A 13,252-nucleotide genomic window follows, 5' to 3' on the forward strand; every position below is an offset into this window, starting at 1 on the left:
TGGACCCGTTCTCCATGCAACTGATCTGGCTACGCAGTGACCTGCGTATCGACGACAACACCGCCCTGGCGGCAGCCTGCCAGCGCGGCCCGACCATGGCCCTCTGGATCGCCAGCCCCGGGCAATGGCTGGCCCATGACGACGCGCCCTGCAAGGTCGACTTTTGGCTGCGCAACCTGCGGCTGCTGCGCCAGTCGCTGGAGGCGCTGAACATTCCACTGCTGGTTCGCCAGGTCTCCACTTGGGCGGATACGCCTCGATGCGTGCTCGAAGTCTGCCGCCAGCACGGCATCGAAGCCGTGCACTGGAATGACGAGTACGGTATCAACGAGGCGCAACGCGACGAGGCCACGCGTGAGTCATTGCAGCGAGCAGGGGTCGAGGCCACCGGCCATCTCGACCAGTTGTTGTTCCAGCCCGGAACTGTGCTGACCCGTAGTGGGCAGTATTTCCAGGTATTCAGCCAGTTCAAACGGGTCTGCCTCGAACACCTGCACCGTGCCCTGCCGCCCCTAGCCCCAACGGTACAGCGTCAAGAGGCCTTGGGGATCCGTAGTGACGCCATTCCCGAGCACATTGAAGGCTTCGAGAGTCCTACCCAAACCTTGCGCGATTGCTGGCCTGCGGGTGAGAAGGAAGCTCGCCAGCGGTTGCAGCGCTTCATCGACGAAATCGTCGAAGACTACGCGCAATTGCGCGACCTGCCCGCCAAGGCCGGAACCAGCCAGCTTTCGCCCTATCTCGCTGCGGGCGTGATCTCGCCACGCCAGTGCCTGCACGCGGTCCTGGCGAGCAACCGAGGCGAGTTCGACAGCGGCAGCGCGGGCGCTCAGACATGGGTCAACGAGCTGCTGTGGCGTGAGTTCTACAAGCACACACTGGTGGGTTACCCCCGCGTCTCGCGGCATCGCGCCTTTCGCCTCCACACCGAGGGATTGGCTTGGCGCGATGCGCCCGCCGATCTGCAAGCCTGGAAGGAGGGCCGCACGGGCTTTCCTATCGTCGATGCTGCCATGCGCCAGTTACTGGACACCGGTTGGATGCACAACCGCTTACGCATGATTGTCGCGATGTTCCTCAGCAAGAACCTGTTGATCGACTGGCGGCATGGCGAACGGCATTTCATGCGGCATCTGATAGACGGCGACTTAGCCGCCAATAACGGCGGGTGGCAATGGAGCGCATCGACCGGCACCGACGCCGTGCCGTATTTCCGGATATTCAACCCTGTTACTCAGTCACAACGCTTCGACCCCAATGGCGCGTTCATTCGTCGCTGGCTGCCCGAACTGCAAGCCAGGGACGACAAATCGATTCACTACCCAGTGATATCTGCCGATCTATTTGCTACAAATCTTTACGCCAACCCGATAGTCGATCTCGAAAGTAGTCGCCAACGCGCATTGGAAGCTTTCAAAAGCTTGTCCAGCTGGCAGGATCAGGGGCATAAACCATGACACGTCGATTCTGGATTACAGGAGCCGGCCACGGACTCGGCCTGGCCTTGGTGGAAGAGTTGCTCGCACAGGGACACACGGTGACCGCCAGTGGCAAGGATAGCCAGGAACTCCATACCCTGGGCCAAGGTTACGGCACACGCTTGTTGCGCCTTTCCGGCCCCTTGCAGGACGCCAGCCATCAGCTTCGAGCCCAATCGGATGCGCTGGATGCATTGATCATCAATGCTGGGACCTGCGATTACCTGCCAGACAGTCTGGCGGATAAAGATCTATTCGAGCAGATCGCCAGCAGCAACCTGCAAGCTACTCACCAGTGCCTGGCCGCGGCGCTGCCCTTGCTGGCCAAAGGCAAGAAGCCTCAGGTCATGGCCATCCTCAGCCGCTATTCGGCCCTGCAACTGTTCGAGCCGAACCAGCCGCTCACTGGCGGCAACAGCCTGCCGACCTGGTTGAATGAGCAGCGCGCCACCTTGCAAACGCTGGGTATCGATCTGACCGTCGTGGCGCCGCAGTTGCTGAAAAGCCCTGTGACCTCGGCACAGGCTGTACCTGAACCCTGGTCGGCGCAAAGTGCTGCGCAAGAGTTGCTGTCGCGCCTGGAGCAGCGCCAACCCCAGCTGGTGCTGGAAGTGCTCAAGCCCAGCGAACTGTGGCCACTGCCAGAGAACAGCTGACAGCGTGATTCAAGGCACGAAGCGCTGCACGCTGCCGGGCTGGTTCCACAGCAGCGGCAGCACCTGCTCCAAGCTGCCTGGCTCGCTACTGCTCCAGAACGCCGTCGCCTGCGCCGGTCCGTCGCTGAGGAGTTCACGAGCGCCCAGCAAGCGCTGCAGTTGTCGCGCCACGGCAGCACCGGTGTCAATGATCGCCACATCCGCCGGCACCATTTCCGCCAGCATGGGCCGCAAAAACGGATAGTGGGTGCAGCCCAGGATCAGCGTATCGCATCCAGCCGCCAGCAAAGGTTTCACGTAGCCCGACAACAATTGGCGCAACTGCTCGCTGACCAGGTCACCCGCCTCGATGCGCTCGACCAAACCCGGGCACGGCTGGGTAATCACTTGCACGTCATTGGCGAAGCGATCAAGCAAAGCGGCGAACTTGGCACTCTGCAGGGTGCCGGTGGTTGCCAGCACACCGACAACGCCGGAACGGGTCGCTGCCGCCGCCGGCTTGACCGCCGGCTCCATCCCCACCAACGGCCAGTCCGGGTACAGCTCACGCAGGTCGGCCACTGCCGCCACTGTGGCGGTGTTGCATGCCAACACCATGGCTTTGGCGCCTTGCTCGCGGAAGAATTCGGCAATGTGACGCAGGCGCCGACGGATGTAGTCCGGGGATTTTTCGCCATACGGCACATGGCCGCTGTCGGCGACATACAGCAACGACTCGCTGGGCAGCAGGCGCTGGATTTCGGCTAGTACCGACAAGCCGCCAACACCGGAGTCCATCACGCCAATAGGCGCCAAACGCTCAGCCATGACGGCTGGCGCACACGGCGCAGGCTGGGTCGCGCTTGACCCGCAGCTCGCGCATGCGCGTACTCAATGCATCAATCAGCAACAGGCGCCCCACCAATGGCTCGCCAAACCCTGCCAGCAACTTCAAGGCCTCCAGCGCCTGCAGGCTGCCGACCAAACCTACCAAAGGGCCAATCACCCCGGCCTCGCTGCAAGTCAGTTCGGCCTCGCTGCCATGACCATACAGGCAGTGGTAGCAAGGACTGGTGTCGCGACGGGTGTCGAACACCGACAACTGGCCCTCGAGGCGGATCGCCGCGCCGCTGACCAGCGGTTTGCCAGCGGCGACGCAGGCGGCGTTGACCGCCTCGCGGGTGCCGAAGTTGTCGGAGCAGTCCAGCACCACGTCCACCGCCGCCACGGCGACGGCCAGCGAATCCTCGTCCAGCGCCTGGCGATGGGTAACCAGGCTGACTTGCGGGTTGATCGCCTGCAACCTCCTGATCGCCGAATCGACCTTGCTCATGCCGACGCTGTCGCTGTCGTGGATCACCTGTCGCTGCAGGTTGGTCAAGTCGACGGTGTCGAAGTCGGCCAGATGTAGCTCACCGACACCCGCCGCCGCGAGGTACAGCGCCACCGGCGAGCCTAGCCCGCCCAGGCCGATGACCAGGGCCTTGCTGTGTTTCAGACGCAACTGACCGTCGATATCCACCTGCGACAACAAGATCTGCCGGCTGTAGCGCAAAAGCTCCTGGTCGCTCAACATGGCAGACGTCCCAGGCTGATGCGTTCATGGCCACCCAGGTCGACCCGGCTGACCACCTCGGTGAAGCCGCCGCTCACCAGCAATGCACGTACCGCGGCGGATTGATCATACCCATGCTCGAGCAGCAGCCAGCCACCAGGCAATAGGTGCCCTGGCGCCTGGGCCACGATCACGCGCAGATCGTCCAATCCGTCTTCACCGGCCACCAGTGCGCTACTGGGCTCGAAACGCACGTCACCGGCCACCAGATGCGGATCGGCGGCGCGGATATAGGGCGGGTTGCTGAGGATCAGGTCAAAGCGCTCACCGGCGAGGGCGTCGAACCAGTGGCTGACAAGCACCTGGACATTGCCCAGACCCAGGCGCTGGCGGTTGCGCTCGGCCAGGGCCACGGCCTCGTCGATACGGTCCACCGCCATCACCTGCCAACCAGGACACTCGCTGGCCAGGGCCAGGGCGATGGCCCCAGTACCGGTGCCCAGGTCGAGCACCCGGGCGGGCTTGGGCGAAACCAGCTCCAGGGCGGTCTCCACCAGCAGCTCGGTGTCCGGACGCGGGATCAGCGTGTGCGGTGCCACTTCCAGGTCCAACTTCCAGAACCCCTGCTGGCCGAGGATATAGGCCACCGGTTCACCGGCGCGACGGCGCTCGAGGTAGCCGGCGAAGGCGGCTGCCGCCTCGCTGCTGACGATGCGCTCGGGCCAGGTGTGCAGGTAGCTGCGCGACTTGCCCAGGGCCGCAGCCAGGAGCAACTCGGCGTCCAGCCGTTCGGTCGGTGAGTCCGGCAACTGTGCGTTGCGCAACAAGCTGGCGATGATGGTCATTTCAGTCCCCCAGGGCAGCCAGCTGATCGGCCTGGTATTCGGCCAGCAACGGTTCGATCACCGCGTCCACACCGCCGGCGAGAATATCGTCGAGCGAATAAAGGGTGAGGTTGATGCGATGGTCGGTAACCCGTCCCTGTGGGTAATTGTAGGTGCGGATGCGCTCGGAGCGATCGCCCGAGCCGACCAGCAGCTTGCGCTCGCTGGCGATGGCGTTCTGCGCGGCGCTGGTCTGCATGTCGTTGAGCTTGGCCGACAGCCAGGACATGGCGCGGGCACGGTTCTTGTGCTGCGAACGTTCTTCCTGGCACTCGACCACAATGCCGGTGGGCAAGTGGGTGATACGGATCGCCGAATCGGTCTTGTTGACGTGCTGGCCGCCGGCACCGGATGCGCGGTAGGTGTCCACGCGCAGGTCGGCCGGGTTGATCTCGATCGCCACCTGCTCGTCGGGCTCGGGCAACACCGCCACGGTGCAGGCGGAGGTATGGATACGGCCTTGCGACTCGGTTTCCGGCACACGCTGCACACGGTGCGCGCCGGACTCGAACTTCAGCTTGCCGTAGACGCTATCCCCTTCGACCCGGGCGATGATTTCCTTGTAGCCACCGTGCTCGCCTTCGTTCTCGGAGAGGATCTCCAGGCGCCAGCCGCGCTTCTCGGCATAGCGCGAGTACATGCGGAACAGGTCGCCGGAGAAGATCGCCGCCTCGTCGCCACCGGTGCCGGCACGGATTTCCAGGAACACGTTGCGCCCGTCGTTGGGGTCCTTGGGCAGCAGCATGCGCTGCAGCTGCGACTCCAGGCCCACCAACAGCTCCTTGGCTTCACGCACTTCCTCCACCGCCATCTCGCGCAGATCGGGATCGGCGTCCTTGAGCAGCGCCTGGGCGCCTTCAAGGTCGTCCTGGACCTTGCGCCATTCTTTATAGGCCCCGATGACCGGTTCCACTTCGGCATATTCACGGGAATAGGCGCGAAAGCGCGTCTGGTCGGAAATGACTTCGGCATCACCGAGCAGCGCGGTGAGTTCCTCGAAGCGGTCCTGGAGCGTGTCCAGTTTGTTCAGCAGCGACGCTTTCATTGCGGGGATTTGTCCGTCGAGCCCTCGTCGAGGGCGAAGAGTTCCTGGGCCATGGCCAGCGCATCGAGGCGGCCTTCGGCGGAGAGCTTTTTCAGTTGTACGCTGGGTGCATGCAATAGCTTGTTGGTCAGACCCCGGGCCAGTTGCATGAGCACGTCCTCGGGGTTGCCGCCGTTGGCCAGCAGGCGCTGGGCCTTTTGCAGTTCCTCGTCGCGTAGGCGCTCGCTCTGTTGGCGATAGGCCTTGAGCACGTCCACCGCCGCCAGCTCACGCAGGCGCACCATGAAATCATCCGCGCCGGCCGAGACCAGCTCCTCGGCGGCCTGGGCGGCGCCCTGACGACTTTTGAGGTTTTCCGCGACCACTTCATGCAGGTCATCGACGGTATAGAGGTAGACGTCGTCCAGCTCGCCGACCTGCGGCTCGATGTCTCGCGGCACGGCGATGTCGACCATGAAGATCGGCTTGTGCCGGCGCTGTTTCAGCGCACTCTCCACCGCGCCCTTGCCCAGGATCGGCAATTGGCTGGCGGTGGAACTGATGACGATGTCGCTATTGGCCAGCTCCTGCGGGATGTCCGCCAGCAGCACCGCATGGGCACCGAACTGCTCGGCGAGGATACTGGCGCGCTCCAGGGTACGGTTGGCCACGACGATACGGCGCACGCCCTGCTCGTGCAGATGGCGGGCGACCAGGGTGATGGTCTCGCCGGCGCCAATCAGCAGCGCCTGGCTGCGGCCCAGGTCGGAGAAGATCTGTTTGGCCAGGCTCACTGCGGCAAACGCCACCGACACCGGGTTCTCGCCGATGGCGGTATCGGTGCGCACCTGCTTGGCGGCGCTGAAGGTGGCCTGGAACAGGCGCCCAAGCAACGGGCCGACGGTGCCGGCCTCGCGCGCCACGGCGTAGGCCGACTTCATCTGGCCGAGGATCTGCGGCTCACCGAGCACCAGCGAATCGAGGCCGGAGGCCACGCGCATCATATGCCGGACCGCGTCGTGCTCCTCGTGGACATAGGCACTGGCGCGCAGCTCGTCGAGGCTCAGCTGGTGATAGTCGGCCAGCCATTGCAGCACGGCATCGGCGGCAAGGTGGTCCTGTTCTATATAGAGTTCGCTACGGTTGCAGGTCGACAGGATCGCCGCTTCGCGGCTGGCGGTCAGTCGGCACAGCTGCTGCAGGGCATCGACCAGCTGCTCGGGCGTAAACGCCACGCGCTCGCGTACGTCTACCGAGGCAGTCTTATGGTTGATACCAAGGGCAAGAAAGGCCATGCAAGATCGCTGGTTGGGACGTGAAGCCGATAATTGTCCTACTTCGCAGGTTTTAGAACAACCACCGTTCGCTATTGTGCTAATGCGGCCAGGCTATCGGCTGTCCTGCCACCTCTATCTGCCTTTGGCTTTGGCTTTGGCTTTGGCTTTGGCTTTGGCTTTGGCTTTGGCTTTGGCTTTTTAGAGCGTGTGTATTGAAAGCTGTATGCGCATTCATTCGCTGCGGCGACTCACAGTCACCTTTCCACCCTTACGGCGGGTTACTTTGGACGGCCAGTAACCAAAGCCGCCCGGCTCCATTCATCCGGCCCCTACGCTTCGCTCCGGGGTCCCCTCACTCCGGCCTTGCTCCCGGGAGGACCGCGCTGAACGCCCCATCCTGGGGCGCAGCGCTTGACGGGCATCCATGCCCGTCACCTCCCTCCGCAAGACCTGCGTTCGGCCTCCTGAAGTCGCAATTGGCATTGCCTAAACTACCGCGCGCTTAGAAGCAAAAGCAAAAACAAGGGCAAGGGGCAAGGGGCAAGGGGCAAGGGCAGGATGCCGTGGAGTGGTTGCGAACCACCGCTCCGGCTCATTGTCCCTATACTCCGAAGCACCGCTTCACACCACGACCTTCGCAGGTGGGTTTGCCATCGCGCTTGTGTCATCATGCTCCGACCGCCGGTTTAGCCTCTTTATAAGCCTCTATGAACAAATCCTACGCATTGCTGCTTGCCCTCGCCCTGCTTCAAGGCTGCCAGAGCCTGGCCCCGAAGACGGACGTCCAGACGCCCGCCGCCGACGCCGGCAAGAGCGCGGAAAAGCCCGTGGTGTACGGATCGTTCAAGCAGGACACCCTGTACAGCCTGCTGGTGGCGGAGCTGGCCGGCCAGCGCAACCGCTTCGACATCGCCCTGGCCAACTACGTCGACCAGGCCGAGAAGACCCAGGACCCGGCCGTCTCCGAACGCGCCTATCGTATCGCCGAGTACCTGGGCGCCGACGAACCGGCCCTGGACACCGCGCTGATCTGGGCCCGCAACGACCCGCAGAATCTCGACGCCCAGCGCGCCGCCGCCATCCAGCTAGCCCGTGCCGGACGCTACGACGACTCCATGACCTATATGGAAAAGGTGCTGCAAGGCCAGGGCGACACCCACTTCGACTTCCTCGCCCTGTCGGCCGCCGAAACCGACCAGCACACCCGCGACGGTTTGATGCAAAGCTTCGACCGCCTGTTGGTGAAATACCCCGACAACGGTCAGCTGGTATTCGGCAAGGCCCTGCTTCTCAACCAAGACGACAAGCCACAACAGGCCCTCGACCTGCTCGAGACCCACCCACCGCAGAATGGCGAGATTGCACCGATGTTGCTGCGCGCCCGCCTGTTGCAAGCCCTGGACCGCGGCCCCGAGGCCCTGCCACTGCTGCGTAGGGCGATTCGCGACAACCCTGAAGACAAGCGTCTGCGCCTGACCTACGCGCGCACCTTGGTCGAGCAGGACCGCATCAACGACGCCAAGGCCGAATTCGAGAGCCTGCTGCAGCAGTATCCGGAAGATGATGAGATCCGCTACTCGCTTGCCCTGGTATGCCTGGAAACCAAGCACTGGGACGAAGCCGAAGGCTACCTGCAGGAGCTTGTCGAACGGGACGCCAATGTCGACGCCGCCCACCTCAACCTCGGCCGCATCCGCGAAGAACGCAGCCAACCCGCCGCCGCCCTGCGCGAGTACGCCCTGGTCGGGCCCGGCCCAGACTACCTGCCGGCGCAACTGCGACAGGCCGATATCCTCATTGCCAACGGACGTAGCGCCGAAGCCTCGAAGCTGCTCGGCGAAGCCCGTGAGGCACAGCCGGACTACGCTATCCAACTGTACCTGATCGAAGCAGAAAGCCTGGGTAACAACGGCAAGGAGGCCCAGGCATCTCAAGTGCTGGAGCAGGCGATCAAACGTTACCCGGATGACCTCAACCTGCTCTATACCCGCGCCATGCTCGCAGAGAAGCGCAACGACCTGGCACAGATGGAAAAAGACCTGCGCACCATCATCGCCCGCGAGCCGGAAAACGCCATGGCCCTCAACGCCCTGGGCTACACCCTGGCCGACCGCACCACCCGCTACGGCGAAGCCAAGGCGCTGATAGACAAAGCCCACCAGCTCACCCCGGACGACCCGGCCGTGCTCGACAGCCTGGGCTGGATCGCCTATCGCACGGGCAACCTCGAGGAAGCCGAGCGCCAGCTGCGCCTGGCCTTCGAACGCTTCCCCGATCATGAAGTCGCCGCCCACCTGGGCGAAGTCCTCTGGGCCAACGGCAAGCGCCGCGAAGCCCGCCAAGTCTGGGCCAAGGGCTTCGAAGCCCAGGCCGACAGCCCCATCCTGCGCAAGACCCTGTTGCGCCTGACCGGATCCGAGAGCCTGTAAACCATGCTTCTGCGTCATTGCATCACCTTCACCCTCATCGCCCTGCTCGCCGGCTGCGCTGGCTTCGGCAGCAAGGAAGCCGTACAGGGCCAGGGCAACCCGCAGCTGTGGCGCGAGCACAAGCAGCAGCTGGGCAGCCTCGACGGCTGGCAGATCAACGGCAAGGTCGGCATCCGCGCCCCGCGTGATTCGGGCAGCGGCACGCTGTTCTGGCTGCAACGCCAGGACTACTACGACATCCGCCTGGCCGGTCCCCTGGGCCGCGGCGCGGCACGCCTGACCGGGCGCCCCGGCGGCGTGGTGCTGGAAGTCGCCAACCAGGGCCGCTACGAGGCGGCCAACCCCGAGGCCCTGCTGGAAGAGCAACTGGGCTGGCGCCTGCCTGTGTCGCACCTGGTCTGGTGGGTGCGCGGCCTGCCCGCCCCGGACAGCAAGAGCCAGCTGACCCTCGACGGCGACAGCCGCCTGGCCAGCCTCGCCCAGGACGGCTGGAAGGTTGAATACCTGAGCTATGTGGAGCAGAACGGCTACTGGCTGCCCGAGCGCCTGAAGCTGCACGGCGAGAACATCGACGTAACCCTGGTGGTCAAGGACTGGCAGCCACGCCAGCTGGGGCACTGATTCGATGCAAAAGCTGACACTGCCTGCGCCGGCCAAGCTCAACCTGTGGCTGCACATCACCGGGCGCCGCGCCGATGGTTATCACGAGCTGGAAACCGTGTTCCAGTTTCTCGAGCATGGCGACGAACTGAGCTTCGCCCTGCGCGAAGATGGCCAGATCTGCCTGCGCACGGAAATTGACGGCGTGCCCCACGACAGCAACCTGATCGTTCGCGCGGCGCGGATGCTGCAGACCCAGTCCGGTACCCAGCTCGGCGCCGACATCTGGCTAAACAAGGTACTGCCCATGGGAGGCGGTATCGGAGGCGGCAGCTCTGACGCGGCGACCACCCTGCTGGCACTTGCGCACTTGTGGCAACTGGACTGGGACGAAGACCGCCTGGCGACCCTGGGCCTTTCGCTCGGCGCCGATGTGCCGGTGTTCGTCCGTGGCCATGCTGCCTTTGCCCAGGGTGTCGGCGAGCAACTTACCCCGGTCGACCCCGCCGAACCCTGGTATGTCGTACTGGTACCGCAAGTGTCTGTCAGCACAGCGGAAATTTTTTCGCATCCAGAGTTGACACGTGATTCCCTCCCCCTTAAGATGCGCCCCGTTCCCGAGGGAAACAGTCGAAATGACTGCCAACCGGTGGTAGAGCAAGGTTACCCTGAAGTTCGCAATGCGTTGATTTCACTGGGTAAATTTACCGAAGCTCGAATGACCGGCACTGGAAGCTGTGTGTTTGGGGCCTTCCCAAGCAAAGCCGAAGCTGATAAAGTTCTGGCCCTTCTTTCAGAGACCCAAACAGGGTTTGTGGCGAAAGGAAGCAATGTTTCGATGTTGCATCGCAAGCTGCAAAGTCTGATCAAGAAGTCGAGTTCATAAGAATTCGCAGCAACAGATACAGGGGCGTCGCCAAGCGGTAAGGCAGCAGGTTTTGATCCTGCCATGCGTTGGTTCGAATCCAGCCGCCCCTGCCATTTCTTATACTCATCCAGGTTACCCTCAGCCTTCAGGTACTGCGCGTGTCCAAGATGATGGTCTTCACGGGGAATGCTAACCCCGATCTGGCTCGGCGTGTCGTACGTCAGCTGCATATTCCACTGGGTGATGTTTCTGTCGGTAAGTTCTCCGACGGCGAAATCAGTGCTGAAATCAACGAAAATGTCCGCGGTAAAGACGTCTTCATCATTCAGCCCACCTGTGCCCCAACCAACGACAATCTGATGGAACTGGTAGTGATGGCCGACGCCTTCCGCCGCTCCTCAGCGTCGCGAATCACCGCCGTGATTCCTTACTTCGGATACGCCCGCCAGGACCGCCGTCCGCGTTCGGCACGTGTAGCCATCAGCGCCAAAGTCGTCGCTGACATGCTCACTGTCGTAGGTATCGACCGTGTACTCACCGTCGACCTGCACGCTGACCAAATCCAGGGTTTCTTCGATATCCCCGTCGACAACATCTACGGCTCGCCCGTACTGGTCGACGACATCGAAGACCAGCGTTTCGAGAACCTGATGATCGTTTCCCCAGACATCGGTGGCGTGGTGCGTGCTCGCGCCGTCGCCAAGTCCCTGGGCGTCGATCTCGGGATCATCGACAAGCGCCGCGAAAAGGCTAACCACTCCGAGGTTATGCACATCATCGGCGACGTCGAAGGACGCACCTGCATCCTGGTAGACGACATGGTCGACACCGCTGGCACCCTGTGCCACGCGGCCAAGGCCCTGAAAGAACACGGTGCTGCCAAGGTTTACGCCTACTGCACGCACCCTGTCCTGTCGGGCCGCGCGATCGAGAACATCGAGAAGTCGGTACTGGACGAGCTGGTGGTGACCAACACCGTTCCGCTGTCCGCCGCGGCTCAAGCCTGTGACCGTATCCGCCAGCTGGATATCGCACCGGTTGTCGCTGAAGCGGTACGCCGCATCAGCAACGAAGAATCGATCAGCGCGATGTTCCGCTAAGCGGAACACGTGTTGATATGAAGCGCCCCGCCCCAGCTTTCGTTGGGGCGGGGCTTTTTTGCCATCCCCGTTGGCGCTGGTCGCAAACGCCCTCGGGGGGCTATTTTGGAGAAGCAAAATGACTGATTTCATCCTGAACGCCCAAGCGCGTACTGACCTGGGGAAAGGTGCGAGCCGCCGCCTGCGTCACTCCGCCAACATCCCTGCCGTTGTCTACGGTGGCGATAAAGAAGCCCAGTCCCTGACCATCGTGGCCAAGGAAATCGCCAAGCTGTTCGAAAACGAAGCTGCCTTCAGCCACGTTATCGAACTGAACGTCGATGGCGCCAAGCAGAACGTCGTGGTCAAGGCCATGCAGCGTCACCCGGCCAAAGGCTTCATCATGCACGCCGACTTCGTTCGCGTCGTTGCTGGCCAGAAGCTGACCGCCAAGGTTCCGGTTCACTTCGTCGGCGAAGAAGCCCCGATCAAGAAAGGCGGCGAGATCTCCCACGTCGTTTCCGAGATCGAAGTTTCCTGCGAAGCCAAAGACCTGCCTGAGTTCATCGAAGTCGACCTGTCCAAGGCCGAAGTCGGCACCATCATCCACCTGTCGGACCTGAAAGCTCCGAAAGGCGTAGAGTTCGTCGCTCTGGCCCACGGTGATGACAAAGCTGTTGCCAACGTCCACGCCCCGCGCGTTGCCGCTGAAGCTGCTGAAGGCGCTGCCGAGTAATCCACTCGCACGCCGGCGTTGATCGGGTTACAGTGCCGCGCGCACCGTAACCCACCAACTCCAAGGAAGAGCCCCTGACGTGACCGCCATCCAGTTGATCGTCGGCCTGGGTAACCCCGGCCCCGAATACGAACAGACCCGGCATAACGCAGGGGCTCTTTTCGTTGAACGCCTCGCCAGCGCCCAGCGCGTCTCGCTGTCCGCTGACAAAAAGTATTTCGGCCTGACGGCTAAGTTCAGCCATCAAGGCAACGATGTTCGTTTGCTGATCCCCACCACCTACATGAACCGCAGCGGCCAGTCCGTGGCGGCTCTGGCGAATTTCTTCCGCATCAAGCCGGAAGCTATCCTGGTGGCGCACGACGAACTCGACCTGCCCCCCGGCGTCGCCAAGCTCAAGAGAGGCGGCGGCCATGGTGGGCACAACGGCCTGCGCGACATCATCGCGCAGCTCGGCAACCAGAACGACTTCCACCGCCTGCGGCTTGGCATCGGCCACCCGGGTGACGCCAAACTGGTCTCCAACTTCGTCCTGGGCCGCGCGCCGCGCGCCGAGCAGGAGAAGCTCGACGCCAGCATCGATTTTGCCCTCGGCGTGATGCCCGACGTGCTTGCCGGCGACTTCGCCAAGGCGATGCGCGAACTGCACAGCCAGAAGGCCTGACACTTTTAGATAGGGGAATACCC

Annotated in this window: 14 protein-coding genes and 1 tRNA gene; 10 read left to right on the forward strand and 5 right to left on the reverse strand. The window is 63.0% G+C overall.

The annotated features are described in order from the left end of the window. Nucleotides 1–14: 14 nt before the first annotated feature. Nucleotides 15–1,457, forward strand: coding sequence for a deoxyribodipyrimidine photo-lyase (phrB, locus tag BMY03_RS04020; RefSeq protein ID WP_094010295.1), 1,443 nt, complete (start codon nt 15–17; stop codon nt 1,455–1,457). Beyond that, nucleotides 1,454–2,134, forward strand: a complete 681-nt coding sequence (locus BMY03_RS04025; protein ID WP_094010296.1) for an SDR family NAD(P)-dependent oxidoreductase — start codon at nt 1,454–1,456, stop codon at nt 2,132–2,134. The genes phrB and BMY03_RS04025 overlap by 4 nt, the downstream gene beginning before the upstream one ends. Before the next feature lie 9 nt (nt 2,135–2,143). On the opposite strand, the gene murI is transcribed toward BMY03_RS04025, so the two are convergent. Genes murI through hemA form a run of 5 tightly spaced genes read right to left on the reverse strand, consistent with a single transcriptional unit; the run spans nt 2,144 to nt 6,871 of the window. After that, nucleotides 2,144–2,941, reverse strand: a complete 798-nt coding sequence (gene murI / locus BMY03_RS04030) for a glutamate racemase (protein WP_094010297.1) — start codon at nt 2,939–2,941, stop codon at nt 2,144–2,146. Then, complete coding sequence (locus tag BMY03_RS04035) at nt 2,934–3,689, reverse strand: molybdopterin-synthase adenylyltransferase MoeB (RefSeq protein ID WP_094010298.1); 756 nt, start codon at nt 3,687–3,689, stop codon at nt 2,934–2,936. The genes murI and BMY03_RS04035 overlap by 8 nt, the downstream gene beginning before the upstream one ends. Next, complete coding sequence (gene prmC, locus BMY03_RS04040) at nt 3,683–4,513, reverse strand: peptide chain release factor N(5)-glutamine methyltransferase (protein WP_038707350.1); 831 nt, start codon at nt 4,511–4,513, stop codon at nt 3,683–3,685. The genes BMY03_RS04035 and prmC overlap by 7 nt, the downstream gene beginning before the upstream one ends. A 1-nt stretch (nt 4,514) precedes the next feature. Continuing rightward, on the reverse strand, nt 4,515–5,597 hold the full coding sequence (gene prfA, locus BMY03_RS04045) for a peptide chain release factor 1 (protein ID WP_023632111.1): 1,083 nt from the start codon (nt 5,595–5,597) through the stop codon (nt 4,515–4,517). Further along, nucleotides 5,594–6,871 carry a glutamyl-tRNA reductase gene (gene hemA / locus BMY03_RS04050; RefSeq protein WP_038707349.1) on the reverse strand — a complete coding sequence of 426 codons (1,278 nt, stop codon included), beginning with the start codon at nt 6,869–6,871 and terminating at the stop codon, nt 5,594–5,596. The genes prfA and hemA overlap by 4 nt, the downstream gene beginning before the upstream one ends. Between hemA and BMY03_RS26055 the strand changes: the two genes are divergently transcribed. From BMY03_RS26055 to pth, 8 genes are all read left to right on the forward strand, one after another. Next, nucleotides 6,870–7,055: a hypothetical protein gene (locus tag BMY03_RS26055; protein ID WP_143067516.1), complete on the forward strand. Its 186-nt coding sequence runs from the start codon at nt 6,870–6,872 to the stop codon at nt 7,053–7,055. The two genes, hemA and BMY03_RS26055, sit on opposite strands and share 2 nt — an antisense overlap. 505 nt (nt 7,056–7,560) lie before the next feature. Further along, on the forward strand, nt 7,561–9,282 hold the full coding sequence (locus BMY03_RS04060; RefSeq protein ID WP_023632113.1) for a tetratricopeptide repeat protein: 1,722 nt from the start codon (nt 7,561–7,563) through the stop codon (nt 9,280–9,282). A gap of 3 nt (nt 9,283–9,285) precedes the next feature. Further along, nucleotides 9,286–9,903, forward strand: coding sequence for a lipoprotein insertase outer membrane protein LolB (lolB, locus tag BMY03_RS04065; protein ID WP_094010299.1), 618 nt, complete (start codon nt 9,286–9,288; stop codon nt 9,901–9,903). 4 nt (nt 9,904–9,907) lie between these two features. Beyond that, nucleotides 9,908–10,768, forward strand: a complete 861-nt coding sequence (gene ispE / locus BMY03_RS04070; protein WP_094010300.1) for a 4-(cytidine 5'-diphospho)-2-C-methyl-D-erythritol kinase — start codon at nt 9,908–9,910, stop codon at nt 10,766–10,768. A 20-nt stretch (nt 10,769–10,788) separates the two neighbouring features. Further along, nucleotides 10,789–10,863 (forward strand) — tRNA-Gln (locus BMY03_RS04075). A gap of 45 nt (nt 10,864–10,908) precedes the next feature. Beyond that, nucleotides 10,909–11,850 (forward strand): ribose-phosphate pyrophosphokinase, encoded by a 942-nt coding sequence (locus BMY03_RS04080; protein WP_016391678.1) that lies wholly within the window; start codon nt 10,909–10,911, stop codon nt 11,848–11,850. Nucleotides 11,851–11,968: 118 nt separating this feature from the next. Beyond that, nucleotides 11,969–12,565 (forward strand): 50S ribosomal protein L25/general stress protein Ctc, encoded by a 597-nt coding sequence (locus BMY03_RS04085; protein WP_011532196.1) that lies wholly within the window; start codon nt 11,969–11,971, stop codon nt 12,563–12,565. Nucleotides 12,566–12,644: 79 nt separating this feature from the next. Continuing rightward, a complete protein-coding gene (gene pth / locus BMY03_RS04090) occupies nt 12,645–13,229 on the forward strand; it encodes an aminoacyl-tRNA hydrolase (protein ID WP_023629555.1) in 585 nt (194 codons plus the stop codon). The last annotated feature ends 23 nt before the right edge of the window (nt 13,230–13,252 follow it).

Source organism: Pseudomonas soli, assembly GCF_900110655.1.
Lineage (GTDB): Bacteria > Pseudomonadota > Gammaproteobacteria > Pseudomonadales > Pseudomonadaceae > Aquipseudomonas > Aquipseudomonas soli.